Consider the following 25884-nt stretch of genomic DNA (forward strand, 5'->3'; position numbering starts at 1 on the left):
AGAAGGATTAAGTGAAGATGAAGCGAGGGTTGGTTAAATGTTTTGAATGGAGCGTAGTAGGGGTGGTTTTATTATTTACAGCCTGCGTAAAAGATATAGACTTGGATCAATTGGATGCGGTTGAATTGTCACCGGTCTATGAAGTTGCTTTTATTTTTTCTAAGATCGAAATTCCCGATTTAGGTGGGGGCAGACCTTTACCAACCATAGGGATTCCAATAGGTATTGTAAGAGATACCTTGGCATATGATCTTTTGGGAAATGAATTTGCGACAAAAAATTTGGATAGTATTGCGTTGACTTTCGAGTTTATCAATCTAATTGAGAAAGAGGCTGTCTTTTCTTTTGAGTTCCTTAATAATTCTTCATTTCAGGTAGGACAATCATATAGTTTAAATATAGCCAAAGGGAATGGCAAAAATTTGGAGCCAGTGGTTACAACAAAAACACTTGTTCTTGGGAAGTCTGATATTAGGGCTATAACTAATGCAAAACAAATAGCAACTACCTTCATTATGCGTCAAATTGATAATTCGCTAACGGGTAGTATGACCTTGAGATCCAAAGGAACTTTTTATTTCAATTACCCGTTATGAAAGCATCTTTGGTTTTTGTTTTTCTTTTAAACTTAGGCATGTTTGCGCAAAATAAAGCAGGACTTTATGACTATGCAGATCTCCCCCAATCGCTGTTGAGTAACCCAGGTACTATGGTTACGTTTAATGGACACGTAGGAGTTCCTCTAGGATCTCAATTTTATATAAGCGCAGGGCTTAAAGGAGGTAGTCTTTTTGATATCGTTGCTAACGATGAGCGTACTATAGATGAGAAAATAAGTGAGAAGCTTAGAGAACTTACTAGTGATGATTACTTAGCTGTTACACAACAATTGGAAATCTTAAATGTAGGATGGAGGAGTAGGCGTGATCCTAAAATATATTTTTCTGCTGGGGTATACGAAGAATTCGATTTTATAGGGTACTTCCCAAAAGATCTAGTTATCTTGGCTTACGAAGGTAACGAAGAGTATATAAATCGCGAGTTTAATTTTTCAGATTTCACGGGCTCTACAGAATTACTGACTGTATTTCACTTTGGATATAATAAACAAGTTGACAATCGGCTTACCTTTGGGGCAAGAGCCAAATTGTATTCAAGCATGTTTCATATGAGAAGCGCTAGAAATCAGGGAACATTTACCACGGTAGAATCCTTAGGTGGAAATAATTTATACCGCCATATAGTTAGTGACGCTAACATTGTCATCGAAACCTCTGGATATGGCGATCTAAGAGAGATTAATGATGGTGAGGCTAGTGAGAAAGCTAAAGAATACAAAAGAACACTCCTTAGAAAAGGTTTTTTGGGCGGTAATTTAGGTTTGGGTATCGATCTTGGATTTAGTTATAAAATGGACGAACAATGGCTTATAACAGGAAGTCTGAATGATCTGGGATTGATACTCTATAACAAAGATGTCGAAACTTATGTTGCATCTGGGGACTATGCATTTGACGGTTTTGAAACACCTATTCAATTTACAGGTAATGGTCCTCAGGACTTTTTAAATGATCTAAAAGAGTCTTTGTCTATCGATACACTATCTACTTCTTATACAACAATGCGATCTCTTAAAATTAATGGATCCATAAAGCATCTGTTTAATAGATTTGATAGTGGATCTTGTAAATGTTATGTAAAAGAGGGAATACCACGTTATACGGACGCAGTTGGCTTTCAGTTATTTAGTCAATTTAGACCCAAAAGACCAGTTTTGGCGGGTTCTTTTTACTACTATAAGCGTTGGTTTGATTTTTTAAGAACAAAAATTAATTATACGATTGACGAATTTTCTTATTATAATGTTGGGCTACTTATATCAACACATGTTAATCCATTAAATATGTATATTGCAGCAGATAATTTATTTTCCTATTCCAATTTGGCCAAAGCTAGGGGCGCATCCCTTCAGTTTGGCATTAATATTATATTTTAAAACATGAATCGTATTTTTTTACTTTTACTATTTGTTTTGAGTTGCAATTTCATGATTGCTCAAAACTCAATCAATACATATAAATATGTGATTGTTCCCCAAAAGTTTGATTTTTTAAAAAGTGAGAATGCTTACGAAGTAAATGCCTTGACTAAATTTTTATTTGAAAAGTATGGTTTTATAGCTATAATGGAAGGGGAAGTATTTCCGAAAGATCTTATAGCTAATGGTTGTCTAGGGTTGCGAACAGAAGTTAAGAAAAACTCTGGGTTATTTACAACTAAATTAGTTGTAGTTCTAAAGGATTGCAATGCAAAAATTGTTTTCACCTCTAAAGAAGGTAAAAGTAGAGCCAAGGATTTTAAAAAAGCGTATCACGAAGCTTTACGAAATGCATTTGAATCTGTGTCACGTTTAAACTACAAATATATAGAAGAAGCGGTTGCCGTAGACGATATTATCAAAACACCTTCTACAATTGATATTTCAAACAAAGAAAGTATACAGAATGATAAAGAATTAATCGAAAATATATTTTCTTTAAATTTAATACATTTTACTTTTAATGCTAAGCTATATTTATTGCGAAAACAACCCTACGGGTATAGTTTAGAAGAAAAGTCGAAGGATAAAGAAATTGTTATAGGAAAACTCTATAAAACCTCTATTGCAAACAGTTATATGGTTCGGGCAGGAGCCTTAAGTGGACATGCTTTTTTTGATAAAGAAGGAAATTTAATTTTAGAACGAGTTATAGAAAGCACCCATCTTTTGTCAAAAGATACGTTCGCTAGAATGAAAAATAACTAATAATTATATTTTTCTTTCCATCGTGTTTTTAAGTAAGTGCGTAAAGCATTTTCCCGTTGATTATTGCCAGGTTCATATAGTTTGGTGTTGCTAACCTCGGCGGGTAAAAATTCCTGTTCTATAAAATTATTGGCATGGTTATGTGCATATTTATAATCTTCACCGTAACCCAACTCTTTCATAAGTTTAGTAGGGGCGTTTCTAAGGTGTAAAGGTATGGATAGATCTCCAGTTTGTCTTACAAGCTGCTGAGCTTTATTTATTGCCATATAAGAAGCATTACTTTTTGCCGATGTGGCTAGATAAACCGTACATTGACTCAATAAAATTCTAGATTCAGGATATCCGATAGTTGTAACAGCTTGAAAAGTATTGTTAGCCATAATAAGAGCAGTAGGATTCGCGTTGCCAATGTCTTCTGAAGCCGAAATGATAAGCCTACGAGCGATAAACTTCAAATCTTCTCCTCCTTCAATCATTCTTGCAAGCCAATATACAGCGGCATTAGGATCGCTACCTCTTATAGATTTTATAAACGCCGAAATAATATCATAGTGTTGTTCTCCAGTTTTGTCGTAGCGAACCGTATTTTGTTGTACTAATTTAGTTACTAATTCATCGGTAATAACTATATGTTGTTGCTCCTGACTGTTTACAATTAACTCAAAAATATTGAGGAGTTTTCTTGCGTCTCCCCCACTCAATTTTAAAAGGGCATGTGTTTGTGCTAAAGAAATTTCTTTGGTTTGTAGGTAGATATCTTCCTTAATAGCACGGTGTAGCAATTGTTCCAATTCTTCTTTTCCAAAAGGATTGAGTACATATACTTGGCATCTGGATAGTAATGCAGGTATCACTTCAAAACTTGGATTCTCAGTAGTTGCTCCGATTAATGTAACCCATCCTTTTTCTACGGCGCCCAGCAGAGAGTCTTGTTGAGATTTGCTAAAACGATGTATTTCATCTATAAAAAGAATAGGATTTTTAGCTGTAAAAAGACCTCCGCTTTTTTTAGCTTTTTCAATAACTTCTCGCACCTCTTTAACACCACTACTAATTGCACTCAATGTATAAAAAGGACGTCCAGATTCTTGAGCAATTATATTAGCCAAGGTAGTTTTACCCACGCCTGGAGGACCCCATAAAATCAATGACGGAATAATACCTTTTGTAATTTGCTGCTTAAGAGATCCTTGATCTCCAACGAGGTGTTCTTGACTTAAATAACTTTCTAATGAAGTGGGTCGTATTCGCTCAGCTAGTGGTGCATTCATATTCATTTTACAAAGTTACAAATATCGTTTGATGCATCAAGCTAAGTTTATCTTAAGAACTTTTATTCATGTTTTATTTGTAGTATATTGATCAATACTGACAATTTTTCAAGAAGTATTTTATGGAAGGTTTTTTGATACGTGTTTACTATTATGAAAGATAATTTCGAATTCAGTTTTAAGACAGGGGTGATAGGTTACCCCATATTTTTTGTTTTAATAATTTGGCTTGTCTTCTGGGCAGAATCGCGTTTTGGTTTCAATTTGAATTACTTAGGAGTTTATCCACGTAGCATTGCTGGATTACAAGGGATTTTGTTTTCTCCGTTTATACACTCTGGCATCTCTCATTTATGGAATAATACGCTGCCCTTATTAATATTGTCTACAGCACTTTTTTATTTTTATAGTGATAGGAGCTGGGCTGTTTTAGGTATTGGGATGTTTGCAACTGGTGCATTAACCTGGCTTATTGGAAGGCCTTCGCTACATATAGGAGCTAGTGGCATTATCTATATGCTGTTCAGTTTTCTTTTCTTTAAAGGTATAATTACAAAGCATTATCGTTTAATTGCATTATCTTTTAGTGTCGTTTTTATGTACGGGAGCATGCTTTGGTATGTATTTCCTATCAAAGATTCTATTTCATGGGAGGGACATCTATCGGGTTTACTTACAGGCTTTATTCTGGCATTGTTAATTAAAAATGGAATAATCAAACAACCAGTATATACATGGGAACAGCCAGATTATGATCCCGATGAGGATGTATTTATGCGCCATTTTGATGAAAACGGAAATTTTATAGAACTAGCGAAAGAAGAAGTAAGTAATGAAGAAGAAAAAAATAGAATTCCAGATATACAAATAGTTTATGAATATAAGGAGCAAAAGAAAGATTAGATCATGGTATCACTTTATAATCTCTGTCGAATAGTTTCATATAAAAATGCTCCACAAGCTACAGAAACATTTAAGGATCCTATAGTACCGTTCATTGGTAGTTTAGCCTTTTGATCAACCATTTTTAATAATGAAGTAGTAACACCTTTGCCTTCACTTCCCATTATTATCGCTGTCGGAAGTTTTAAATCAATGTCATATATCATTTGGTCAGTTTTTTCGGTTGCAGCGACAACTCGAATACCTGAACCTTGCATATAAAATACAGCATCTTTAATATGGTCGACTTTACAAATAGGAATTTTGAATATGGCACCCGCCGATGTTTTAACAGTATCGGCGCTAACTGGGGCACCACCTTTTTTTTGCACAATGATTCCATGCACCCCAGTACATTCGGCAGTTCTAATGATTGCCCCAAAATTTCTAACATCAGAAAGCTGGTCCAATATGAGAAAAAGTGGCGTTTCACCAGTTTCTATAACATTCATTACGAGATTTTCAAGATCAGCAAATACAATAGGTGAGGTGAGCGCGACGACACCTTGGTGGTTTTTCCGTGTTAGGCGATTTAGTTTTTCTATAGGAACGAATGAATATGTGATACGTTGTTCGTCCAGAAGCTGCATTAGTTCTTTGGATAAAGCACCCTGCAAACCTTTTTGAACAAAAACTTTGTCAATAGTCTGATCAGCATTGATAGCCTCTATTACGGCCCGAATACCAAAAATTTGAGAATCATTTTTCATGTGCGCAAATATAGGATAAAAAAAACATCCCCCTGAAAATTTCAGAGGGATGTAAGCAGCTTGTAAAAAATAATAATGATTAATAAATGAATAAAATAATTGAATAGAACAAGTAATATTTCTTTCAAAAATGAATCTTATGGTTCGAAGCTTGGAATTATCAAGTATTTTAAAGCGATATATTTTGAAAAAAAAGAAAATTTAATTTTTCACGATTTTTAAACAACGTTAATTTTCTTCAAAAGTGTAGTTAATTGACTTCGTAGAATTAACTATCTCATTTATAGTGTATATTTTATAGATTGTGATGAGTTTTATTTGTGTTAAGGTTTTTTTAAGGTTATCTTTTAATTGAAACAAACAATTTTTTAAAGCAATTTATTTCTTAAAACTTTAAAATTAACAATCAAAAAATTGGTTTATATCGATATAATTATCATTTTTGGCATTGGCTAATTCAAATAAATCATAAAATGAGAACTAAATTTAGTGGAATTTTAACGCTTTTTCTAGCGTTTATTGTGCAGATAACATTTGCACAGGAAAAAACAATTTCCGGTACGGTTACCGATGATTCAGGTTTACCGCTTCCAGGAGTAAACATAATAGTTAAAAATACTACAAATGGTACACAAACCGATTTTGATGGAAATTATTCTATCCAAGCAAATCGTGGTGCTGTTTTATCTTTTAGCTATGTAGGTTTTGCAGGAAGGGAAATTGTTGTCGATGAGAACAATGAAATTAATGTTAAACTTTCGGAGGACTTAGCTCAGTTAGAGACCGTAGTGGTAACTGCTTTAGGTTTGAAGAAGAAAAAAGATGATGACCTTACTTCATCTACTACTGTAGATACTGAAATGATTACTAAATCAGCAGAGTCTGGTGTGATCCAAGGTTTGGCGGGTAAAACTTCTGGACTTAAGATTACAAAAAATTCTGGTGATCCAGGTTCTGGAGCCTTTATTTTAATTAGAGGACAGAATTCGATCAATGGAGCGTCTGAGCCCTTGATCATTTTAGATGGTGTGCCAATTTCAAATTCAAACGTAAATATAACTGCGACTACTTCTGGTGTTTCGGAGCAGTCTCGTTTAAACGATATTAGTGCAGAGGATATTGAGAATGTTACTGTACTTAAGGGTGCATCTGCTGCCGCGGTTTGGGGTACTGGTGCTGCGAATGGAGTGATAGTTATTACAACTAAGAAAGGTCGAATTGGTTCGGCTAAAAAAGTTTCGGTCAATGTAAAGGCTTCAGTGATTATCGATGAAGTTAATAAAGAATTTGAAAAACAAGGAATCTTTGGTCAGGGTACACCAGTTGGTGTGGGTGTTGATGATGGAGTTTTTCAAAATAATAGTGCTTTTTCTTGGGGTGATAGAATTGCTTTAAGATCAGGAGAAGCTAATGGTGTTGATCTTGGGAATGAACGATTCGAATCAATATCTGGAAACGTTATTTATCCGATTCTTCAGAAAAATGATAATCAAGTTTATAACGATACTAATCGTGATCAAGTTTTTGGAACTGGTTATACTTTTGAGAAGGCAGTGGATGTATCTTTCTCTGGACCTAACAGTAGTACATATGTTAGTTTTTCTGATTGGGATCAAGATGGTATTATTCAAGGACGATCGACGTATAGAAGGCAGACACTACGATTAAATCAAACTACGGATTTGACTGATAAATTACGTATAAAGTTTGGTTCTTCTTATTCGAAGATAAAATCAGAAAGAATACAACAGGGTTCTAATGTTAATGGACTTTATTTAGGGTACTTAAGAACCTCACCTGATTTTGATAATAGAGACTATAAAGGTACGTACTATGATGCTAATAATGTACCTACTCAAAATGCACATCGTAGTTACCGTAACTACTTAGGATCGGCTGCACCTGCATATAATAATCCAGGTTGGACTATTAATGAGCAGAGTAACCCGAATGGTGTTGAAAGATTTAATCTTTCACCAGAGTTGGTTTATAAAGTTAATGATAACCTATCATTTACAGGTCGTTATGGTTTAGATTATTACACTGATCATAGAGAGACCTATTTCCCAGTAAATTCTGCATCTTCTTTTGCTTTGGGTTCTTTCAGACAGGATGATGTTCAGGAAAAAACAGAAAATATAAATGTTTTCTTGCAGTATAATAAGATGGTAAGCGATAATTTTAATTATGGTGTTATTTTAGGTGCCTCCGCAGATAGAAATCAGTATAGTAGATTAACTGCTACAAGTGCTCAATTTACAAATCCTGCTTTAGGCGATCTTAGACTTTTTGGAAATGCAACAGCAGAAAATGAAGTACCTGAGAGATTTGTTAGTGAAACTCGTAAATCTGGAGTTTATTCTGTTTTAAATGCAGAGTTCTTTAATCAACTTTTAATAGAATTATCTGGTAGATATGAAAGACCATCAACATTAACAGATAATATTTTCTATCCAGCAGCTTCTTTGGGTTGGAAATTTTCTGAGTTGATAAATGGTGATTCTTTCTTGTCTTTTGGTAAAGTGAGATTAGCTTATGGTGAAGTTGGTATTGAGCCAAATCCATATTTGGCCGCAGATACATTTAGTCCAGGTGGGATTCTTACTGGTTTTGGAGATGAGTTGTTAGCATCTGTTTATGGTAACCCTTTTCAATCGAACAATGCTATAGGTAATCCTAATCTTAAAGAGGAGCGTATCAAAGAATACGAAATAGGGACTGATTTAAGGTTTTTTCAAAATAGAATTACCTTGGGTGCAACTTATTACGATAGAACAACCGAGGATGTTATTTTGTTGTTAGATGTTCCTTCTTCTACAGGTTCAAGTTCAGTTTACGATAACGCTGCTGAAATATCTAATAAAGGTGTTGAGCTAGATTTGTCTTTAAAACTTGTTTCTAACACTAATTTTGAGTGGTCTATCAATGCTAATTTTGCAAAAAATGAGAATATAGTTGAAAGTCTAAGCGGAACTCAGTCTGTGTTTTTAAACGGATTTGCCGGAGCATCTTCTAGAGCTGTAGAGGGATATGCACTTGGAGCTTTATGGGGAGTAGGTTTTGAAAGAGATGATAACGATAATTTTGTTTTAGATGCTAATGGTTTTCCTGTGGTTTCTACAGAAGAATCAGTTTTAGGGGATCCTAATCCAGACTGGACAGGTGGTATTGGGACGAACATATCATATAAAGGAATTACATTGTCAGCTCAGTTAGAAACTTCTCAAGGTAACGATCACTGGCAAGGTACTAAAGGAGTATTAAATTATTTTGGTATTAGTCCTGAAACAGCGAATATCTCTGTCTCTAATCAAGATTTAACGACTTATTCTGGAGGTGTAATCCCAGCAGGAACAGAGTTTAGAGGTAATATTCAAGATTTTGGAAATGGACCTGTTGCTCTCGATATTGATTGGTATACTACTAATGGTGGAGGATTTGGTGCACAAAGTGAAAGTTTTATCACAGATGCATCATGGACCCGTTTAAGAGAGTTGTCTTTAGGATATGACTTTCCTTCTAGATTTATAGAACAGGCTGGTTTTTCTAATTTTTCTATTACTTTAACAGGAAGAAACCTTTTCTTATGGACAGAAATAGATGGTTTCGATCCAGATATTAACCTTACTGGAGCGTCGAGAGGTAGAGGTTTGGATTATTTTACTAACCCTAGTACTAAATCTTATGCTTTTACTTTAAGATTAGGATTTTAATTAAAAAACACTTATAACAATGAAAATTTATAAATTAAAATTTATCGTACTTTTAGCAGCCACTGTGCTAGCGTCTTGTAGCGATTATAGTGATGGATTCAATGATGATCCGAATAACTTTCAAGAAGCACCAGGTAACTTGCTTATTGGTCAAGCAAATTTATCTGTGTTAGTATTGTCAGAAAGTGGTGTCGCTAGAACTGCGGGAATATTTTCTGACCAATTTACTGGAGATGATCGACAATATATACCTTTAAATAATTACATAACTACTGCAGGTGATTATGATGGTATGTGGAATGATATTTATGCCGATGGCTTGAAAGAAGCTGTTTTAGCAGAGCAAAGTGGAGCCGAAGATGGAGATCAAATATTAGAAGGAGTAGCTCAAATAATTCAGGGTTTACTTCTAGGAGAAGCTGCTGCACTATGGGGTGATGTACCCTTTTCTGAGGCTTTAAATTTTATTGATTTCCCAAATCCAAGCTATGATGAACAAGCAACTGTTCTTCAAAATGTTCAAGAGATTTTATCTAATGGAATAGCAAATGTTGGTAGTGCTGGTGTAGGTATCTATGGTGTGCCTGTCTACGAAGATAATAATGCTTTATGGGCTGAAATTGGACATTCGTTGAAGGCTAGATATTATATGATTGCTGGGGATTACCCCAATGCTTTATTAGAGGCTCGCTTAGGTATCTCATCTAGGGAAAACGATTTAGTTTCTTCTCATGGTACAGCTGATGGATCTCAGAATATGTTCTATCAATTCACGGTATTGTATAGACCGGGTTACATGAATGTTTCAAATTCGCATTTACGTAAATTAGTCCAAGGAGAAGTGCCTAGAGCCTTACCTACTCCAGGAGATGTACAAAGAGATGCTTTTTACTTTTTTGATAATACTACGAGTGAGAAAATTGAATTGAATACTAATGAAGATGGTTTTTTTGCTATAGATGCAGGTTTTCCTATTGTTTCCTGGTATGAAACTAAGTTGATTGAGGCAGAAGCAGCATTTAGAACATCTGGAGATGCTTTAACGCCATTTAATGAAGTTAGAGCCGAGCTTTCTGTTCAATATGGAGCAGCATTTCCTCCATCAGCATCTGTCGGAGATCAATTGTTAGAGGAGATTCTTGAGGAAAAATATATTACTTTAATAGGTTCTGCTCAAGTATATCACGATCTAAGAAGAACAGATAATTTAATTGGTGTTCCTGTTAAAGGTGCAAATGCCACTACTATTCCTCAAAGATTCTTGTATCCGCAAACGGAAATTGGTGCAAATGAAAATTTCCCTGGATTAATTGATTTGTTCGAAGAAACTGATGTTAATAAATAATTCAAGATAATTTATCGATATTAATATTATTGCTAAATTTTGAATTCGTAATTTAAAAAAGGGTTGTCATATTTATGACAACCCTTTTTACATTGCAAAGTGCATTCACAGTATATATTGAATTAACTCAAAATTACTGTCATAATTTTTTGTTTTAGATTAGTAGTATGTTGATTTTGTCTTACATTAAATGTTGATATATCTTTTCTGTAGAGCTTGTAATTTAACCCTACATAATTAGCGGTTTAAAATATTGTTTCTCTAAGTCAATTAGTTTAAAATAAGTAGTATAGATCGTTGCAATAATGTAACTTTTTAGCCTTCTATCGATTATTTAGGATCCCTATAGTTCTTGATCAAGGCGCTTATGTATTATTTAATTAGTGACCTTTTGCGATGTATATAAATAGATTAAATCTTATTTTTTTTGTAGCTATTTAAAATTGTTATGGTTGTATTTTTTTTAAAACTATTTGAAAATTAATTAGTTTGGGTTTGAATACTCAAAAAATAATTCTACCTTTGCAGCCCTCATAAAAGAGGATTAATAAAAATTAATTATAGTGTAAAGCAAATTATGCCAACAATTTCACAATTAGTACGAAAAGGTAGAGCCAAAATAACTAAGAAGAGTAAATCGGCTGCTTTGGATTCTTGCCCGCAACGCCGCGGTGTATGTACTCGTGTGTATACCACTACTCCAAAAAAACCAAACTCTGCGATGCGTAAAGTAGCGCGTGTTAGGTTAACGAATGGAAAAGAGGTTAACGCGTACATCGGTGGTGAGGGACACAATCTTCAAGAGCATTCGATAGTATTAGTTAGAGGTGGAAGGGTAAAAGATTTACCGGGAGTTAGATATCATATTGTGCGAGGAGCCTTGGATACCGCTGGTGTTGAAGGAAGAACGCAACGTAGATCTAAGTACGGTGCAAAACGCCCTAAGAAGTAAATTTAAAACTTTTAAGAAGAAGAGATGAGAAAAAGAAAGGCTAAAAAAAGACCTATTTTACCAGATCCACGTTTTAACGATCAGTTAGTAACTAGATTTGTAAACATGATGATGTGGGATGGTAAAAAGTCGACAGCTTTCAAGATCTTTTACGATGCGATTGATATTGTAGAAGAGAAAAAACAAAACGAAGAGAAAACATCTTTAGAGATGTGGAAGGATGCATTGTCTAATGTTATGCCTCACGTAGAGGTTAGAAGTAGACGTGTTGGAGGGGCTACCTTTCAAATTCCTAATCCAATTAGGCCAGACCGTAAAATTTCTACTGCAATGAAATGGTTGATTCAATTTTCGCGTAAGCGTAATGAGAAATCAATGGCTCAGAAATTAGCGGGAGAAATCTTAGCTGCAGAAAAAGAAGAAGGTGCAGCGGTAAAGAAAAGAGTTGATACTCATAAAATGGCTGAAGCAAATAAAGCATTCTCACACTTTAGATTTTAATCACGAACAGAAATGGCTAGAGATTTAAAATATACAAGAAATATAGGTATTGCTGCGCATATTGATGCGGGTAAAACAACAACGACAGAGCGTATACTTTATTATACGGGTGTGAGTCATAAAATAGGTGAAGTGCATGATGGTGCTGCAACTATGGACTGGATGGAGCAAGAGCAGGAGCGTGGTATTACAATTACTTCGGCTGCTACAACTTGTACGTGGAAGTTTCCTTTGGAGAATGCACAACCTTTACCTGAAACAAAAGATTATCATTTTAATATTATTGATACACCGGGTCACGTTGATTTTACCGTAGAGGTAAATCGTTCATTACGTGTTTTGGATGGATTGGTTTTCTTATTTAGTGCGGTTGATGGTGTTGAACCACAGTCAGAAACTAACTGGAGATTAGCAGATAATTATAAAGTACCAAGAATTGGTTTTGTTAATAAAATGGATCGTCAAGGATCTAATTTTATGGCTGTTTGTCAACAGGTTAAAGATATGTTAGGTTCAAATGCTGTTCCTATCGTTCTTAATATCGGTGATGAGGCAGATTTTAAAGGTATAGTAGATTTGGTTAAGAATCGTGCGATTATATGGCATGACGAAACTCAAGGAGCTACTTTTGATGTGGTAGATATCCCTGAGGATATGAAAGAAGAGGCTAGAATTTTGCGAGGTAAGCTTATTGAAGAGGTTGCTGCGTATGATGAGAATCTTCTTGAGAAATATATGGAAGACGAAGATTCGATTACAGAGGAAGAGGTGCATGCTGCGCTTCGTGCTGCTGTGATGGATATGTCGATTATTCCTATGATTTGTGGTTCAGCTTTTAAGAATAAAGGGGTTCAGTTTCTGTTAGATGCGGTATGTCGTTATTTGCCTTCTCCTACAGATAAAGAAGGTATTGTTGGTGTGAATCCAGATACAGAAAAAGAAGAATTGCGTAAGCCAGATGTTAAGGAGCCTTTCGCTGCTTTGGCTTTTAAAATTGCTACGGATCCATTTGTTGGTCGATTAGCATTTTTTAGAGCTTATTCAGGTAGATTGGACGCAGGGTCTTATATACTTAATAATCGTTCTGGTAAGAAAGAGCGTATTTCTCGAATATATCAAATGCATTCTAATAAGCAGAATGCTATTGATTATATAGAAGCTGGTGATATTGGTGCTGCTGTTGGTTTTAAAGATATTAAAACTGGTGACACTATGTCAGACGAGAAGCATCCTATTGTTTTAGAAAGTATGGACTTTCCTGATCCAGTTATTGGTATCGCGGTAGAGCCGAAAACTAAGGCAGATGTAGATAAGCTAGGTATGGCTTTATCAAAGCTTGCTGAGGAAGATCCAACTTTCCAGGTGAAAACCGATGAGGCTTCTGGACAGACTATTATTTCTGGAATGGGAGAGTTGCACTTGGATATTATTGTAGACCGATTGAGACGTGAGTTTAAGGTGGAGGTAAATCAAGGTCAGCCACAAGTTGAGTACAAAGAGGCTATTACACAAGCTGCAGATCATAGAGAGGTTTATAAGAAACAGTCTGGTGGTCGTGGTAAATTTGCCGACATTGTATTTACTATCGAACCTGCGGATGAAGGTACAGTTGGACTTCAGTTCGAATCCATTATTAAAGGTGGTAACGTTCCTAAAGAATTTATTCCATCTATAGAAAAAGGATTCAAAGCTGCTATGGTAAATGGTCCTTTGGCAGGGTATGAAGTAGATTCTATGAAGGTGACATTGAAAGACGGATCTTACCACGATGTAGATTCTGATCAATTATCGTTCGAATTAGCTGCTAAATTAGGTTTTAAAAATTCTGCAAAAGCAGCTAAAGCCGTGATTATGGAGCCAATTATGAAATTAGAAGTTATTACTCCTGAGGAGAATATGGGTGATATCGTAGGTGATCTTAATCGTCGTCGAGGACAAGTAAGTGATATGGGTGATCGTGCTGGTGCAAAAACAGTAAAAGCTACGGTACCATTATCAGAGATGTTTGGTTATGTAACGACATTGAGAACTCTATCTTCAGGTAGAGCAACCTCTACTATGGAATTTTCACATTATGCTGAGACTCCATCTAATATTTCAGAAGAAGTAATCGCAGCTGCAAAAGGAGTTAACGCTTAATTATTACAGAAATGAGTCAAAAAATTAGAATAAAACTAAAATCTTACGATCACAACTTGGTAGATAAATCTGCTGAGAAAATCGTAAAAACGGTTAAAAGTACCGGCGCTGTAGTAACTGGCCCGATTCCTTTGCCAACACATAAAAAGATTTTCACTGTATTACGTTCACCGCACGTAAATAAAAAATCAAGAGAGCAGTTTCAATTAAGTTCTTACAAAAGACTTTTGGATATTTATAGCTCTTCATCAAAAACTATTGATGCTTTAATGAAGCTTGAATTACCAAGTGGTGTTGAAGTTGAAATTAAGGTGTAATTATCTTATGCTAAAGCAACTTTTATAGTTGCTTTAGTTGTAAGTTTGTAATACTAAAATGTCCTGAGCTGTGTGCGAGGGAAAAACGGAAAAATATAATCAGGGTTGATGTATTTTGACCCTGTTTTATTTTTTAGAAAATAAATAAGAGTAAGTATTAATTAATAATTTATTAAATATGTCTGGGTTAATAGGAAAAAAGATCGGTATGACCAGCATTTTCGATGAGAATGGAAAAAACATTCCATGTACAGTTATCGAAGCTGGACCATGTGTGATCACCCAAGTCAGAACTAATGAAGTTGATGGCTATGAAGCTATTCAATTAGGTTTCGATGACAAAGCAGACAAAAATGCTACTAAAGCGGCTACTGGTCACTTTAAAAAAGCAGGAACTGTTGCTAAACGTAAAGTCGTAGAATTCAAAAGTTTTGAGGAGGATCACAAATTAGGAGATACCATAACAGTAGAACATTTCACAGAAGGTGAATTTGTTGATGTTTCTGGTACATCAAAGGGAAAAGGTTTCCAAGGTGTAGTTAAGAGACATGGATTTGCAGGTGTGGGTCAAGCGACTCACGGTCAGCATAACCGTTTAAGAGCTCCTGGATCCATTGGTGCGGCTTCTTATCCTGCGAGAGTATTCAAAGGAATGAGAATGGCCGGTAGAATGGGCGGAGATAAAGTAAAAGTTCAAAACTTAAAAGTATTAAAAGTAGTTGCTGAAAAGAATCTGCTTGTTGTAAAAGGATGTGTTCCTGGTCACAAAAATGCTTATGTAACGATTCAGAAGTAATGGAAGTAGCAGTTGTTGATATTAACGGAAAAGAAACAGGTAGAAAGGCAGACCTTTCTGATGCTGTTTTTGGTATAGAACCAAACGATCATGCTGTATACTTAGATGTGAAACAGTATTTGGCGAATCAACGTCAGGGTACGCACAAGGCTAAGGAACGAGCAGAGATTGTTGGTAGTACTAGAAAAATAAAGAAACAAAAAGGAACTGGTACTGCTAGAGCAGGTAGTATTAAGTCTCCTATCTTTAAAGGGGGGGGTAGAATTTTTGGACCTAGACCTCGTAGTTATTCTTTTAAATTGAATAAAAATTTAAAGCGATTGGCTAGAAGATCAGCTTTAAGTATCAAAGCAAATGACAAAGCAATTATGATTGTTGAGGATTTTAATTTTGATACAATAAAAACTAAGAATTTTACATCTGTCCTAAAGTCTTTAGGATTAGATAGTAAAAAATCTTTGTTTGTGTTGGGGGAGTCAAATAATAATGTATATTTGTCGTCACGCAATTTAAAAGGATCCGAAGTTATAACTTCTTCAGAATTAAGTACTTACAAAATACTTAATGCAAATAGTGTTGTACTTTTGGAGAGTTCTTTGAAAGGAATTGAAGCGAATTTAAGTAAATAGAAGCCATGAGTATTTTAATAAAACCTATTATTACGGAAAAGGCTACCAGCGATAGTGAGTTGTTTAACCGCTATGGTTTTCAGGTAGATAAAAAAGCGAATAAGGTACAGATTAAGAAAGCTGTCGAGGCTGCTTATGGTGTTTCTGTAACTAAAGTTCGTACTATTAATGTCCGTCCAGATCGTAAAACTCGTTTTACAAAAACGGGGATGATCACTGGTAAAACAAATGCTATCAAAAAAGCAATTGTACAGGTGGCGGAAGGTGAAGTAATTGATTTATATAGTAATCTTTAAGACTAACAGATGTCAGTAAGAAAATTAAAACCAATTACCCCAGGTCAGCGTTTTAGAGTAGTTAATGGATTTGACGCCATTACTACTGATAAGCCGGAAAAAAGCCTCTTGGCTCCGAATAAAAGATCTGGTGGTAGAAACAGTCAAGGAAAAATGACCATGCGCTATATCGGTGGTGGTCATAAAAGAAGATATCGTATTATCGATTTCAAACGTGATAAGCAAGGTGTTCCTGCTACGGTTGCAACGATTGAATATGATCCAAACAGAACTGCATTTATCGCGCTTCTAAACTATCAAGATGGTGAGAAGCGTTATGTTATTGCTCAAAATGGACTTCAGGTTGGGCAGAATATAGTTTCAGGTAGTGGTGTTGCTCCAGAGATAGGTAATGCAATGCCGCTTAGTGATATTCCTTTAGGAACTATTATTTCTTGTATAGAGTTAAGACCAGGTCAAGGTGCTGTTATGGCGCGTAGTGCTGGATCTTTTGCACAGTTGATGGCTAGAGATGGTAAGTTTGCAACAGTAAAGCTTCCATCGGGTGAGGTGCGATTAATCTTGGTTAATTGTGTTGCTACCATAGGTGCTGTTTCGAATAGTGATCATCAGTTATTAGTATCTGGTAAAGCTGGTAGAAGTAGATGGTTGGGTAGAAGACCACGTACGAGACCAGTTGTGATGAACCCAGTTGATCACCCAATGGGTGGTGGTGAAGGTAAGTCTTCAGGAGGTCATCCACGTTCTAGAAAAGGTCTTCCTGCAAAAGGTTATAGAACCCGTTCTAAGACAAAAGCGAGTAATAAGTATATTGTAGAACGTAGAAAGAAATAATAAGATATGGCACGTTCATTAAAAAAAGGACCTTACGTTCACTATAAGTTAGAGAAAAAAGTGGCTGCAAACGTTGAGTCGAACAAAAAATCGGTTATCAAGACATGGTCAAGAGCCTCGATGATAACACCTGATTTTGTAGGTCAGACAATAGCAGTACATAATGGTCGCCAGTTTGTTCCTGTATATGTTACAGAGAATATGGTTGGGCATAAATTAGGAGAATTTTCGCCAACACGGTCCTTTAGAGGGCACGCTGGTGCTAAAAATAAAGGAAAAAAATAATTTAAGCTATGGGAGTTCGTAAAAGAGAAATGGCGGATAGAATTAAGGAAGAGAGAAAGCAGCTTGCTTTTGCTAAGCTTAATAACTGTCCTACGTCACCTAGAAAGATGCGTTTAGTAGCGGATCTAGTTCGTGGCGAAAAAATTGAAAGAGCGCTTCATATTCTTAGATTTAATCCTAAAGAAGCATCACGTCGTTTAGAAAAGCTTTTGTTATCTGCAATAGCTAACTGGCAGGCGAAGAATGAAGACGCTAGCATCGAGGATGCTGAGCTTATTGTAAAAGAGATTCGTGTTGATGGAGGGAGTATGTTGAAAAGACTACGTCCAGCCCCACAGGGTCGAGCACACAGAATAAGAAAACGCTCTAACCATGTTACAATCGTGGTTGCTGCAAAAAATAATACACAAAGCTAAATAATAGTATGGGACAGAAAACAAATCCAATCGGAAATCGCCTTGGTATCATTAGAGGATGGGAGTCCAACTGGTACGGAGGTAATGACTACGGCGATAAACTTGCTGAGGACGATAAGATTAGAAAGTACGTACACGCACGTTTATCAAAAGCTAGTGTATCAAGAGTAATTATTGAGCGTACGCTTAAACTTGTAACCGTTACTATCACTACTGCTAGACCTGGTATAATTATCGGTAAAGGTGGTCAAGAGGTAGACAAGTTAAAAGAAGAGCTTAAAAAGATTACAGATAAAGAAGTACAGATTAATATCTTTGAAATCAAAAGACCAGAATTAGATGCATTTTTGGTTGGTTCTAGTGTAGCTAGACAGATTGAAAATCGTATTTCGTACCGTAGAGCTATCAAAATGGCTATTGCAGCTGCAATGAGAATGAATGCTGAAGGTATTAAAATACAGATTTCGGGACGTTTGAATGGTGCTGAGATGGCGCGTTCAGAGTCTTATAAAGATGGTCGTATTCCTTTATCAACATTTAGAGCTGACATAGATTATGCTTTAGTTGAGGCACATACTACATATGGTAGATTAGGTGTTAAAGTGTGGATCATGAAAGGTGAAGTGTATGGTAAAAGAGAGCTTTCTCCGTTAGTTGGATTATCCAAAAAACAAGGAAAAGGTGATAGAGGAGCCAGTCGAGGTGGTGAGAAGAAATCACGTCGTAGAAAGTAATTTTTTAAAGTAAATTAACAATGTTACAGCCTAAAAGAACAAAATTCCGTAAACAACAAAAGGGTCGTATGAAGGGTTTATCTCAAAGAGGTAATCAACTTTCAAACGGTACTTTTGGGATTAAATCGTTGGATTCAAGTTTTGTTACTGCACGTCAGATAGAAGCAGCACGTATTTCTGCTACCCGTTATATGAAAAGAGAAGGATCTCTGTGGATTAAAATTTTCCCAGATAAGCCAATTACAAAAAAGCCTCTTGAAGTACGTATGGGTAAAGGAAAAGGTGCAGTAGAATATTGGGCAGCAGTAGTTAAGCCAGGAAGAATCTTATTCGAGATCAGTGGTGTATCATACGATGTAGCTAAAGAAGCACTTCGTTTGGCCGCTCAAAAATTACCAGTTAAAACTAAGTTTATTGTAGCTAGAGATTATCAAGCTTAATATTTGAGATTATGAAACAATCAGAAGTAAAAGAATTATCTACAGCTGAATTGCAAGAGCAACTTGGTAAATCTCAAAAAGAGTATTCGGATTTAAAAATGGCTCACACGATGTCTCCATTAGAGAATCCTTTGCAAATACGTAAAGCGAGAAGATCTATCGCGAGAATAGCTACTGAGTTAACAAAAAGAGAATTAAACGGTTAATTCTGCTGAAAGATGGAAAAAAGAAATTTAAGAAAAGAGCGTATAGGAGTTGTTACTAGTAACAAAATGGTGAAATCAATTGTGGTTTCTGAAGTTAGAAAAGTAAAACACCCGATGTACGGAAAGTTCGTATTAAAGACCAAAAAATACGTAGCACACGACGAAAAAAACGATTGCAATATTGGTGATACCGTTAAGATCATGGAAACACGACCTATGAGTAAAACTAAATGTTGGAGATTAGTAGAAGTAATTGAAAGAGCGAAGTAATTATGTTACAACAAGAGTCTAGATTAAAAGTAGCCGATAATACTGGAGCAAAAGAAGTTTTGGTAATCCGTGTTTTAGGTGGTACAGGAAGAAGATACGCCTCTGTAGGTGACAAGATAGTTGTCAGTGTAAAAGAAGCCACTCCAAACGGTAACGTTAAAAAAGGAGCTGTTTCAACTGCAGTTGTTGTACGTACAAAAAAAGAAGTGCGCAGACCAGACGGTTCGTACATTCGTTTCGATGATAATGCATGTGTTTTATTAAGCCCTGCAGGAGAAATGAGAGGTACGCGTGTTTTTGGTCCAGTCGCAAGAGAACTTCGTGATAAGCAATTCATGAAAATCGTTTCATTAGCGCCGGAAGTGCTTTAAAATTGTAAATAAAATGACAAAGCATAAAATTAAATCAGGAGATACGGTACGTGTCATTGCTGGAGATAATAAAGGCCAGGAAGGAAAAGTACAAAAAGTATTAAAAGATAAGAACAAGGTACTTGTAGAAGGTGTTAATATGGTTTCAAAACATCAGAAACCTAGTGCAGCAAACCCACAAGGTGGAATTGTGAAGCAAGAAGCACCTATTCATATTTCAAACTTGTCTCTATTGTCTAATGGAGAAACTACAAGAGTTGGGTATAGAATTGAAGGAGATAAGAAAGTGAGATTTTCTAAAAAATCTAATGAAGTAATATAGTTATGGCTTATATTCCAAGATTAAAACAAGAGTATAATGACAGAATCGTGTCAGCTCTTACAGAAGAATTTAGTTACGCAAATGTAATGCAAGTTCCAAAGCTTAAAAAAATTGTTTTAAGCAGAGGAGTTGGTGCAGCTGTAGCAGATAAGAAACTGATTGATCATGCAGTGGACGAGTTGACTATGATTTCAGGTCAAAAAGCTGTGGCAACTATTTCCAAAAAGGATGTTGCTTCTTTTAAACTACGTAAAGGAATGCCTATTGGAGCAAAAGTTACGTTGCGAGGAGAGCAAATGTATGAATTTTTAGATCGTTTGATCACTTCAGCCTTACCACGAGTTAGAGACTTTAGCGGGATTAAAGCCACTGGTTTTGATGGAAGAGGTAATTACTCATTAGGAATTCTAGAACAAATTATCTTTCCAGAAGTTGATATTGACAAAGTAAATAAAATTTCAGGAATGAATATTACTTTTGAAACATCTGCTACGACTGATAAGGAAGCAAAATCATTGCTTACACAACTAGGTTTACCTTTTAAAAAGAATTAATTATGGCTAAAGAATCAATGAAAGCCCGTGAGGTTAAAAGAACTAAAACGGTTGAAAAATATGCTGAAAAACGTAAGGCTTTAAAAGAAGCTGGTGATTATGAAGCATTACAAAAATTACCAAAAAACGCTTCTCCTGTTCGTCAGCATAATAGATGTAAATTAACAGGAAGACCTAAGGGTTATATGCGTCAATTTGGTATTTCTCGAGTTATGTTTAGAGAAATGGCAAATCAAGGATTGATCCCTGGGGTAACCAAAGCTAGTTGGTAATAACAAATACATTAATTGGTCTAAGGTTCGTCTAGAGAAGTTCGAAAACCAAGATCATAAATTTTATATAATGAATACAGATCCTATAGCAGATTATTTAACCAGAATTCGTAATGCAAATAGTGCTCAACACAGAGTTGTTGAGATTCCTGCATCAAAGGTTAAAAAAGAAATCACTAAAATATTATTCGATCAGGGATATATTTTAAGTTACAAATTTGAGGATACTACAGCTCAAGGTACAATCAAAATAGCGTTAAAATACGATAAGATTACCAAAGAGCCTGTAATTAAAGATTTGCAAAGAATCAGTAAGCCTGGTTTACGTAAATATGCTAGTTCTAATGAAATTCCTAGAATTTTAAATGGATTAGGAATTGCAATCGTTTCTACATCTCACGGTGTGATGACCGGTAAAAGTGCTAAACAAGAGAATGTAGGAGGAGAAGTACTTTGCTACGTATATTAACAGTATAAAAGACAAAAGAAATGTCAAGAATAGGAAAAAATCCAGTAACTGTTCCGTCTGGTGTCACGGTTGATGTGACAGGTAATGTTGTTACTGTTAAAGGAAAATTAGGAGAGCTTACTCAGACTTTTGATAGTGTTGACATCAAAGTTGAAGAAGGACAAGTAATCTTAGAGAGACCTAGTGAAATTAAAGATCACAAAGCTAAACACGGATTATATAGATCGCTTATCAATAATATGATTATTGGAGTTTCTGAAGGGTTTACCAAGGAATTAGAATTGGTGGGTGTAGGTTATAGAGCTACACATCAAGGGCAAAAGTTAGATTTGGCTCTTGGATTCTCTCATAGTATTGTTATAGACCTTGCGCCAGAAGTAAAGGTTGAAACAGTATCAGAAAAAGGTAAGAATCCTATTATTAAATTAAGTTCATTTGACAAACAATTGGTAGGCCAGGTTGCTGCAAAAATTAGAGCATTCCGTAAGCCAGAACCATATAAAGGAAAAGGAATTAAATTTGTAGGAGAACAATTAAGAAGAAAAGCAGGTAAATCTGCATAATCATTAAGGTATGGCATTCTCAAAAGATTTAAGAAGAGCAAAAATAAGAAAACGCATCCGTGGAACGGTTAGCGGTACAGAACAACGTCCTAGATTATCTGTATATAGAAGTAATAAAGAAATCTACGCACAAATTGTAGATGATGTAACCGGTGTAACTATGGTTGCTGCTTCATCAAGAGATAAAGACATTGCTTCGGCATCTGGAAATAAAATAGAAAAAGCGAACTTGGTTGGTAAAGCACTTGCTGAAAAAGCTGTGAAAGCTGGTATAGAGACTATTTCTTTCGATAGAGGTGGTTATTTATATCACGGAAGAGTAAAATCATTGGCAGAAGGAGCTAGAGAAGCAGGATTAAAATTCTAAGAAATTATGTATCAAAAATATAAAAACGCAGAATTAGTAAAACCAAGTGGACTTGAACTAAAAGATCGTTTAGTTGGTGTTCAACGTGTAACCAAAGTAACTAAAGGTGGTAGAGCTTTTGGTTTCTCTGCAATTGTTGTTGTAGGAGATGAAAATGGTGTTGTTGGTCACGGTCTAGGTAAATCTAAAGAAGTAGCAGAAGCTATTGCAAAAGCAGTAGAAGATGCAAAGAAAAACTTAGTACGTATTCCTTTAACTAAAGGAACTTTACCACATGAGCAAAAAGGTAAATATGGTGGTGCACGTGTCTTATTGATGCCTGCAGCAACAGGTACCGGAGTAATCGCAGGTGGTGCAATACGTGCAGTATTAGAGGCTGTAGGTGTGCATGATGTACTTTCAAAAAACCAAGGATCTTCTAATCCACATAATGTGGTTAAGGCAACGTTTGATGCATTGTTACAATTGCGTAATGCAGAACAAGTAGCACGTCAACGTGGAGTATCACTTGATAAAGTGTTTAAAGGTTAAATATTAGGACGATGGCAAAGATTAAAATTACTAAAGTAAGAAGTGCGATAAATCGTACTCAGAGACAAAAGAGAACTCTTGAGGCTTTAGGTCTTAAAAAGATCGGCCAGGTAGTGGAGCATGACGACACTCCTAATATCCTTGGGATGGTAAATAAAGTTAAACATTTAGTTTCTACAGAAACAAAATAATATAAGCACATGGATTTAAGTAACTTAAAACCTGCTGCAGGTTCAGTAAAAAATAACAGCAAGCGCGTAGGTCGCGGACAGGGTTCTGGTAAAGGTGGAACCGCTACTCGTGGTCATAAAGGGGCAAAATCTCGTTCTGGATACTCCAAGAAAATTGGATTTGAAGGAGGGCAGATGCCATTGCAAAGACGTGTTCCAAAATTCGGTTTTACTAATATCAATAGAAAAGAATATCAAGGAATCAACTTGGATACATTACAAGCTTATGTAGATGCTGGTAAATTTAAGGATTCGGTTGATTTAGAAGTTCTTTTTGATAACCGTTTGGTAGGAAAAAATGATTTAGTTAAAATACTGGGAAGAGGTGAATTGAAGGCGAAGTTGAAAGTCTCAGCTCACAAATTTACAGCCACTGCAAAAGCTGCTATCGAAGCTGCTGGTGGTGAGGCAGTAACCCTTTAATAAACAATTCATGAAATTCATTGATACAATAAAAAATATTTGGAAAATAGAGGAGCTTAGGAATAGAATTCTGGTTACTCTTGGATTATTATTAGTCTATCGTTTTGGTGCACAAGTAGTTCTTCCAGGTGTAGATGCTTCTCAATTATCAAATTTGGCTTCACAGACAGATCAAGGTTTACTTGGTCTGTTGAATGCTTTTACAGGTGGTGCATTTTCTAATGCATCTGTTTTTGCATTAGGTATAATGCCTTACATTTCGGCCTCTATTGTTGTACAATTGATGGGTATTGCGATACCGTATCTTCAAAAGCTTCAAAAAGAAGGCGAAAGTGGTCGAAAAAAAATCAATCAAATAACACGTTGGTTGACTATAGCTATTACACTTGTTCAGGGTCCTGGCTATATTTACAACTTGTTCGCAACTTTACCAGCAGAGGCCTTTGTGCTTCCAAATCAAACTGTTTTTGTTGTATCATCAGTAATTATTTTAACTACAGGGTGTATTTTTGCTATGTGGTTAGGTGAAAAAATTACTGATAAAGGTATCGGGAATGGTATTTCACTATTAATAATGGTGGGTATTATAGCTACGTTACCTCAGTCTTTTGTACAGAATTTTTCTTCTAGAGTTTCTGGAGATACTGGTGGAATGATTATGGTGCTTATAGAGTTGGTAATTTGGTTTGCGATTATAATGGCATCAGTCTTATTGGTAATGGCAGTTCGTCAAATACCAGTACAATATGCGAGACGTACTGCTGGTGGTGGTTACGAAAAAAATGTGTTTGGTTCACGCCAATATATTCCGCTTAAGCTTAACGCATCAGGGGTTATGCCAATAATATTCGCACAGGCTATTATGTTTATACCTGCTGCAGTAGCTGGTTTATCTGATTCTGAAACCTCACAAGGTGTCGCAGCTGCGTTTAGTGATATATTTGGGTTGTGGTATAATGTGTTGTTTGCTGTGTTAATTATAATTTTCACATATTTTTATACAGCTATTACTGTGCCTACTAATAAGATGGCAGACGACCTCAAGAGAAGTGGTGGTTTTATTCCTGGGATTAGACCTGGTGGAGAAACAGGAGAGTATCTTGATAAAATTATGTCACAAATAACACTTCCAGGATCCATCTTTCTAGCTTTAATTGCAGTTTTTCCTGCAATCGCAGTTAAATTGTTAAATGTTCAACAAGGATGGGCGTTATTTTTTGGAGGAACTTCTTTACTGATTATGGTAGGTGTTGCTATTGATACAATGCAACAGGTTAATTCATATTTATTGAATAGACACTATGATGGTTTAATGAAAACTGGTAAAAACAGAAAAGCAGTAGCATAATGGCAAAACAACCAGCAATAGAACAGGATGGTAGTATTATTGAAGCGTTATCAAATGCGATGTTTCGTGTAGAACTAGAGAATGGTCATGTAGTTACAGCTCATATCTCTGGTAAAATGCGTATGCACTATATAAAATTGCTACCAGGTGACAAAGTAAAATTAGAAATGAGTCCTTATGATTTATCTAAGGCTCGAATAACATATCGATACTAATTAAAAATTAGTTATTTAAGATTTTTTGTGTACTTTTGCAGGCTCAAAAATCTTGTTAATGATTTCGATCGAAATATTAGTAGTTAATATTTCAGAAACAAAAAACAATAAGGATGAAAGTTAGAGCATCAATAAAAAAGAGAAGTGCCGAGTGCAAAATTGTGCGTCGAAAAGGCCGACTTTACGTAATTAATAAAAAGAATCCTAGATTTAAACAAAGACAAGGGTAATTATGGCAAGAATTGCAGGGGTAGATATACCTAAACAAAAGCGAGGAGTTATAGCATTAACCTATATCTTCGGTGTTGGTAGAAGTAGAGCTAAAGAAATATTAGCTACTGCCAAAGTAGATGAGAGTATTAAAGTTTCTGACTGGGATGATGATCAAATTGGTCGTATTCGTGAAGCTGTAGGAGCCTATACCATTGAAGGAGAGTTAAGATCTGAAGTGCAAGTGAATATCAAACGTCTTATGGATATAGGATGTTATCGCGGTATACGTCACAGATCTGGATTACCTTTAAGAGGTCAACGTACTAAGAATAACTCTAGAACACGTAAAGGAAGAAGAAAAACTGTTGCTAACAAGAAAAAAGCGACTAAATAATAAGTAG

At 35.6% G+C, this 25884-nt stretch carries 36 protein-coding genes; 34 read left to right on the forward strand and 2 right to left on the reverse strand.

Going from position 1 to position 25884, the window contains the following annotated elements; genetic code table 11:
* Positions 1–17 precede the first annotated feature (17 nt).
* The 3 genes from ACE939_RS00225 to ACE939_RS00235 are packed head-to-tail and all read left to right on the forward strand — an operon-like array spanning position 18 to position 2806.
* Positions 18–596 carry a hypothetical protein gene (locus tag ACE939_RS00225; protein WP_378186767.1) on the forward strand — a complete coding sequence of 193 codons (579 nt, stop codon included), beginning with the start codon at positions 18–20 and terminating at the stop codon, positions 594–596.
* Positions 593–1996, forward strand: a complete 1404-nt coding sequence (locus ACE939_RS00230) for a DUF5723 family protein (RefSeq protein ID WP_378186768.1) — start codon at positions 593–595, stop codon at positions 1994–1996. Before ACE939_RS00225 ends, ACE939_RS00230 begins: the two co-directional genes overlap by 4 nt.
* 3 nt (positions 1997–1999) lie before the next feature.
* Positions 2000–2806: a hypothetical protein gene (locus tag ACE939_RS00235; RefSeq protein ID WP_378186769.1), complete on the forward strand. Its 807-nt coding sequence runs from the start codon at positions 2000–2002 to the stop codon at positions 2804–2806.
* On the opposite strand, the gene ACE939_RS00240 is transcribed toward ACE939_RS00235, so the two are convergent.
* Positions 2803–4080: a replication-associated recombination protein A gene (locus ACE939_RS00240; protein ID WP_378186770.1), complete on the reverse strand. Its 1278-nt coding sequence runs from the start codon at positions 4078–4080 to the stop codon at positions 2803–2805. The two genes, ACE939_RS00235 and ACE939_RS00240, sit on opposite strands and share 4 nt — an antisense overlap.
* A 153-nt stretch (positions 4081–4233) precedes the next feature.
* On the opposite strand from ACE939_RS00240, the gene ACE939_RS00245 reads away from it, so the two are divergent.
* On the forward strand, positions 4234–4983 hold the full coding sequence (locus ACE939_RS00245; protein ID WP_378186771.1) for a rhomboid family intramembrane serine protease: 750 nt from the start codon (positions 4234–4236) through the stop codon (positions 4981–4983).
* Between the two features lie 14 nt (positions 4984–4997).
* On the opposite strand, the gene rlmB is transcribed toward ACE939_RS00245, so the two are convergent.
* Positions 4998–5732, reverse strand: coding sequence for a 23S rRNA (guanosine(2251)-2'-O)-methyltransferase RlmB (gene rlmB, locus ACE939_RS00250; RefSeq protein ID WP_378186772.1), 735 nt, complete (start codon positions 5730–5732; stop codon positions 4998–5000).
* A gap of 473 nt (positions 5733–6205) precedes the next feature.
* Between rlmB and ACE939_RS00255 the strand changes: the two genes are divergently transcribed.
* The 30 genes from ACE939_RS00255 (at position 6206) to rpsM (ending at position 25877) form a co-directional block, all read left to right on the forward strand.
* Positions 6206–9445 (forward strand): SusC/RagA family TonB-linked outer membrane protein, encoded by a 3240-nt coding sequence (locus ACE939_RS00255; RefSeq protein WP_378186773.1) that lies wholly within the window; start codon positions 6206–6208, stop codon positions 9443–9445.
* 19 nt (positions 9446–9464) lie between these two features.
* Positions 9465–10790: a SusD/RagB family nutrient-binding outer membrane lipoprotein gene (locus ACE939_RS00260; RefSeq protein ID WP_378186774.1), complete on the forward strand. Its 1326-nt coding sequence runs from the start codon at positions 9465–9467 to the stop codon at positions 10788–10790.
* A 577-nt stretch (positions 10791–11367) separates the two neighbouring features.
* The gene (rpsL, locus tag ACE939_RS00265) at positions 11368–11742 is read left to right on the forward strand and encodes a 30S ribosomal protein S12 (protein ID WP_024770883.1); all 375 of its coding nucleotides are present in this window, start codon (positions 11368–11370) and stop codon (positions 11740–11742) included.
* 24 nt (positions 11743–11766) lie between these two features.
* On the forward strand, positions 11767–12243 hold the full coding sequence (gene rpsG, locus ACE939_RS00270) for a 30S ribosomal protein S7 (RefSeq protein WP_378186775.1): 477 nt from the start codon (positions 11767–11769) through the stop codon (positions 12241–12243).
* Positions 12244–12255: 12 nt separating this feature from the next.
* On the forward strand, positions 12256–14382 hold the full coding sequence (gene fusA, locus ACE939_RS00275; RefSeq protein WP_378186776.1) for an elongation factor G: 2127 nt from the start codon (positions 12256–12258) through the stop codon (positions 14380–14382).
* Positions 14383–14393: 11 nt separating this feature from the next.
* A complete protein-coding gene (rpsJ, locus tag ACE939_RS00280) occupies positions 14394–14699 on the forward strand; it encodes a 30S ribosomal protein S10 (RefSeq protein WP_010181931.1) in 306 nt (101 codons plus the stop codon).
* Between the two features lie 178 nt (positions 14700–14877).
* Positions 14878–15495 carry a 50S ribosomal protein L3 gene (rplC, locus tag ACE939_RS00285; protein ID WP_378186777.1) on the forward strand — a complete coding sequence of 206 codons (618 nt, stop codon included), beginning with the start codon at positions 14878–14880 and terminating at the stop codon, positions 15493–15495.
* A complete protein-coding gene (gene rplD / locus ACE939_RS00290) occupies positions 15495–16124 on the forward strand; it encodes a 50S ribosomal protein L4 (RefSeq protein ID WP_378186778.1) in 630 nt (209 codons plus the stop codon). Before rplC ends, rplD begins: the two co-directional genes overlap by 1 nt.
* A 5-nt stretch (positions 16125–16129) precedes the next feature.
* Positions 16130–16420, forward strand: coding sequence for a 50S ribosomal protein L23 (gene rplW / locus ACE939_RS00295; RefSeq protein WP_148782601.1), 291 nt, complete (start codon positions 16130–16132; stop codon positions 16418–16420).
* Positions 16421–16429: 9 nt separating this feature from the next.
* A complete protein-coding gene (gene rplB / locus ACE939_RS00300; protein WP_378186779.1) occupies positions 16430–17254 on the forward strand; it encodes a 50S ribosomal protein L2 in 825 nt (274 codons plus the stop codon).
* A 6-nt stretch (positions 17255–17260) separates the two neighbouring features.
* The gene (gene rpsS, locus ACE939_RS00305) at positions 17261–17539 is read left to right on the forward strand and encodes a 30S ribosomal protein S19 (RefSeq protein WP_378186780.1); all 279 of its coding nucleotides are present in this window, start codon (positions 17261–17263) and stop codon (positions 17537–17539) included.
* A gap of 8 nt (positions 17540–17547) precedes the next feature.
* Complete coding sequence (gene rplV, locus ACE939_RS00310) at positions 17548–17955, forward strand: 50S ribosomal protein L22 (protein WP_378186781.1); 408 nt, start codon at positions 17548–17550, stop codon at positions 17953–17955.
* Positions 17956–17963: 8 nt separating this feature from the next.
* Positions 17964–18689: a 30S ribosomal protein S3 gene (gene rpsC, locus ACE939_RS00315; RefSeq protein ID WP_378186782.1), complete on the forward strand. Its 726-nt coding sequence runs from the start codon at positions 17964–17966 to the stop codon at positions 18687–18689.
* A 20-nt stretch (positions 18690–18709) separates the two neighbouring features.
* Positions 18710–19129, forward strand: coding sequence for a 50S ribosomal protein L16 (gene rplP / locus ACE939_RS00320; protein WP_148782605.1), 420 nt, complete (start codon positions 18710–18712; stop codon positions 19127–19129).
* A gap of 11 nt (positions 19130–19140) precedes the next feature.
* Positions 19141–19335 carry a 50S ribosomal protein L29 gene (gene rpmC, locus ACE939_RS00325; RefSeq protein ID WP_378186783.1) on the forward strand — a complete coding sequence of 65 codons (195 nt, stop codon included), beginning with the start codon at positions 19141–19143 and terminating at the stop codon, positions 19333–19335.
* Between the two features lie 12 nt (positions 19336–19347).
* On the forward strand, positions 19348–19605 hold the full coding sequence (gene rpsQ, locus ACE939_RS00330; protein WP_148782607.1) for a 30S ribosomal protein S17: 258 nt from the start codon (positions 19348–19350) through the stop codon (positions 19603–19605).
* Positions 19606–19607: 2 nt separating this feature from the next.
* Entirely contained in the window at positions 19608–19976 is a 369-nt protein-coding gene (rplN, locus tag ACE939_RS00335; protein ID WP_378186784.1) for a 50S ribosomal protein L14, read from the forward strand.
* Positions 19977–19989: 13 nt separating this feature from the next.
* Complete coding sequence (rplX, locus tag ACE939_RS00340) at positions 19990–20298, forward strand: 50S ribosomal protein L24 (protein WP_378186785.1); 309 nt, start codon at positions 19990–19992, stop codon at positions 20296–20298.
* 2 nt (positions 20299–20300) lie between these two features.
* Entirely contained in the window at positions 20301–20852 is a 552-nt protein-coding gene (gene rplE, locus ACE939_RS00345; RefSeq protein ID WP_378186786.1) for a 50S ribosomal protein L5, read from the forward strand.
* A gap of 2 nt (positions 20853–20854) precedes the next feature.
* A complete protein-coding gene (gene rpsN, locus ACE939_RS00350) occupies positions 20855–21124 on the forward strand; it encodes a 30S ribosomal protein S14 (RefSeq protein WP_148782611.1) in 270 nt (89 codons plus the stop codon).
* A 70-nt stretch (positions 21125–21194) separates the two neighbouring features.
* Entirely contained in the window at positions 21195–21593 is a 399-nt protein-coding gene (rpsH, locus tag ACE939_RS00355; protein ID WP_378186787.1) for a 30S ribosomal protein S8, read from the forward strand.
* Positions 21594–21613: 20 nt separating this feature from the next.
* A complete protein-coding gene (rplF, locus tag ACE939_RS00360; protein WP_378186788.1) occupies positions 21614–22156 on the forward strand; it encodes a 50S ribosomal protein L6 in 543 nt (180 codons plus the stop codon).
* Positions 22157–22166: 10 nt separating this feature from the next.
* Positions 22167–22523, forward strand: coding sequence for a 50S ribosomal protein L18 (gene rplR / locus ACE939_RS00365; RefSeq protein ID WP_378186789.1), 357 nt, complete (start codon positions 22167–22169; stop codon positions 22521–22523).
* 6 nt (positions 22524–22529) lie between these two features.
* Positions 22530–23054, forward strand: a complete 525-nt coding sequence (rpsE, locus tag ACE939_RS00370) for a 30S ribosomal protein S5 (RefSeq protein ID WP_148782615.1) — start codon at positions 22530–22532, stop codon at positions 23052–23054.
* A gap of 11 nt (positions 23055–23065) precedes the next feature.
* On the forward strand, positions 23066–23245 hold the full coding sequence (gene rpmD, locus ACE939_RS00375; RefSeq protein WP_378186790.1) for a 50S ribosomal protein L30: 180 nt from the start codon (positions 23066–23068) through the stop codon (positions 23243–23245).
* Between the two features lie 9 nt (positions 23246–23254).
* Positions 23255–23707 (forward strand): 50S ribosomal protein L15, encoded by a 453-nt coding sequence (gene rplO / locus ACE939_RS00380; RefSeq protein ID WP_378186791.1) that lies wholly within the window; start codon positions 23255–23257, stop codon positions 23705–23707.
* A gap of 10 nt (positions 23708–23717) precedes the next feature.
* Entirely contained in the window at positions 23718–25055 is a 1338-nt protein-coding gene (gene secY / locus ACE939_RS00385) for a preprotein translocase subunit SecY (protein ID WP_378186792.1), read from the forward strand.
* Positions 25055–25270, forward strand: coding sequence for a translation initiation factor IF-1 (gene infA / locus ACE939_RS00390; protein ID WP_010181908.1), 216 nt, complete (start codon positions 25055–25057; stop codon positions 25268–25270). The genes secY and infA overlap by 1 nt, the downstream gene beginning before the upstream one ends.
* A gap of 113 nt (positions 25271–25383) precedes the next feature.
* On the forward strand, positions 25384–25500 hold the full coding sequence (gene ykgO / locus ACE939_RS00395) for a type B 50S ribosomal protein L36 (protein ID WP_013621733.1): 117 nt from the start codon (positions 25384–25386) through the stop codon (positions 25498–25500).
* Between the two features lie 2 nt (positions 25501–25502).
* On the forward strand, positions 25503–25877 hold the full coding sequence (rpsM, locus tag ACE939_RS00400) for a 30S ribosomal protein S13 (RefSeq protein WP_378186793.1): 375 nt from the start codon (positions 25503–25505) through the stop codon (positions 25875–25877).
* Positions 25878–25884 lie beyond the last annotated feature (7 nt).

The sequence above is a fragment of the Aquimarina rhodophyticola genome (assembly GCF_042434915.1).
Taxonomy (GTDB): domain Bacteria; phylum Bacteroidota; class Bacteroidia; order Flavobacteriales; family Flavobacteriaceae; genus Aquimarina.

Coding starts and splice junctions, on each gene's coding strand:
- infA (WP_010181908.1), top strand. CDS start 25,055: ATGGCAAAACAACCAGCAATAGAACAGGATGGTAGTATTATTGAAGCG.
- rplC (WP_378186777.1), top strand. CDS start 14,878: ATGTCTGGGTTAATAGGAAAAAAGATCGGTATGACCAGCATTTTCGAT.
- rpsC (WP_378186782.1), top strand. CDS start 17,964: ATGGGACAGAAAACAAATCCAATCGGAAATCGCCTTGGTATCATTAGA.
- ACE939_RS00260 (WP_378186774.1), top strand. CDS start 9,465: ATGAAAATTTATAAATTAAAATTTATCGTACTTTTAGCAGCCACTGTG.
- rplN (WP_378186784.1), top strand. CDS start 19,608: ATGTTACAACAAGAGTCTAGATTAAAAGTAGCCGATAATACTGGAGCA.
- rplW (WP_148782601.1), top strand. CDS start 16,130: ATGAGTATTTTAATAAAACCTATTATTACGGAAAAGGCTACCAGCGAT.
- rplO (WP_378186791.1), top strand. CDS start 23,255: ATGGATTTAAGTAACTTAAAACCTGCTGCAGGTTCAGTAAAAAATAAC.
- ACE939_RS00225 (WP_378186767.1), top strand. CDS start 18: ATGAAGCGAGGGTTGGTTAAATGTTTTGAATGGAGCGTAGTAGGGGTG.
- rpsH (WP_378186787.1), top strand. CDS start 21,195: ATGAATACAGATCCTATAGCAGATTATTTAACCAGAATTCGTAATGCA.
- rpsM (WP_378186793.1), top strand. CDS start 25,503: ATGGCAAGAATTGCAGGGGTAGATATACCTAAACAAAAGCGAGGAGTT.
- rplR (WP_378186789.1), top strand. CDS start 22,167: ATGGCATTCTCAAAAGATTTAAGAAGAGCAAAAATAAGAAAACGCATC.
- rplX (WP_378186785.1), top strand. CDS start 19,990: ATGACAAAGCATAAAATTAAATCAGGAGATACGGTACGTGTCATTGCT.
- rplD (WP_378186778.1), top strand. CDS start 15,495: ATGGAAGTAGCAGTTGTTGATATTAACGGAAAAGAAACAGGTAGAAAG.
- rpsG (WP_378186775.1), top strand. CDS start 11,767: ATGAGAAAAAGAAAGGCTAAAAAAAGACCTATTTTACCAGATCCACGT.
- rplE (WP_378186786.1), top strand. CDS start 20,301: ATGGCTTATATTCCAAGATTAAAACAAGAGTATAATGACAGAATCGTG.
- secY (WP_378186792.1), top strand. CDS start 23,718: ATGAAATTCATTGATACAATAAAAAATATTTGGAAAATAGAGGAGCTT.
- rpsJ (WP_010181931.1), top strand. CDS start 14,394: ATGAGTCAAAAAATTAGAATAAAACTAAAATCTTACGATCACAACTTG.
- rpsN (WP_148782611.1), top strand. CDS start 20,855: ATGGCTAAAGAATCAATGAAAGCCCGTGAGGTTAAAAGAACTAAAACG.
- ACE939_RS00240 (WP_378186770.1), bottom strand. CDS start 4,080: ATGAATGCACCACTAGCTGAGCGAATACGACCCACTTCATTAGAAAGT.
- rpsL (WP_024770883.1), top strand. CDS start 11,368: ATGCCAACAATTTCACAATTAGTACGAAAAGGTAGAGCCAAAATAACT.
- rpsS (WP_378186780.1), top strand. CDS start 17,261: ATGGCACGTTCATTAAAAAAAGGACCTTACGTTCACTATAAGTTAGAG.
- ACE939_RS00245 (WP_378186771.1), top strand. CDS start 4,234: ATGAAAGATAATTTCGAATTCAGTTTTAAGACAGGGGTGATAGGTTAC.
- ACE939_RS00230 (WP_378186768.1), top strand. CDS start 593: ATGAAAGCATCTTTGGTTTTTGTTTTTCTTTTAAACTTAGGCATGTTT.
- rlmB (WP_378186772.1), bottom strand. CDS start 5,732: ATGAAAAATGATTCTCAAATTTTTGGTATTCGGGCCGTAATAGAGGCT.
- ACE939_RS00235 (WP_378186769.1), top strand. CDS start 2,000: ATGAATCGTATTTTTTTACTTTTACTATTTGTTTTGAGTTGCAATTTC.
- rplV (WP_378186781.1), top strand. CDS start 17,548: ATGGGAGTTCGTAAAAGAGAAATGGCGGATAGAATTAAGGAAGAGAGA.
- rplF (WP_378186788.1), top strand. CDS start 21,614: ATGTCAAGAATAGGAAAAAATCCAGTAACTGTTCCGTCTGGTGTCACG.
- ACE939_RS00255 (WP_378186773.1), top strand. CDS start 6,206: ATGAGAACTAAATTTAGTGGAATTTTAACGCTTTTTCTAGCGTTTATT.
- rpmD (WP_378186790.1), top strand. CDS start 23,066: ATGGCAAAGATTAAAATTACTAAAGTAAGAAGTGCGATAAATCGTACT.
- rpsE (WP_148782615.1), top strand. CDS start 22,530: ATGTATCAAAAATATAAAAACGCAGAATTAGTAAAACCAAGTGGACTT.
- rplB (WP_378186779.1), top strand. CDS start 16,430: ATGTCAGTAAGAAAATTAAAACCAATTACCCCAGGTCAGCGTTTTAGA.
- rpsQ (WP_148782607.1), top strand. CDS start 19,348: ATGGAAAAAAGAAATTTAAGAAAAGAGCGTATAGGAGTTGTTACTAGT.
- rplP (WP_148782605.1), top strand. CDS start 18,710: ATGTTACAGCCTAAAAGAACAAAATTCCGTAAACAACAAAAGGGTCGT.
- fusA (WP_378186776.1), top strand. CDS start 12,256: ATGGCTAGAGATTTAAAATATACAAGAAATATAGGTATTGCTGCGCAT.
- ykgO (WP_013621733.1), top strand. CDS start 25,384: ATGAAAGTTAGAGCATCAATAAAAAAGAGAAGTGCCGAGTGCAAAATT.
- rpmC (WP_378186783.1), top strand. CDS start 19,141: ATGAAACAATCAGAAGTAAAAGAATTATCTACAGCTGAATTGCAAGAG.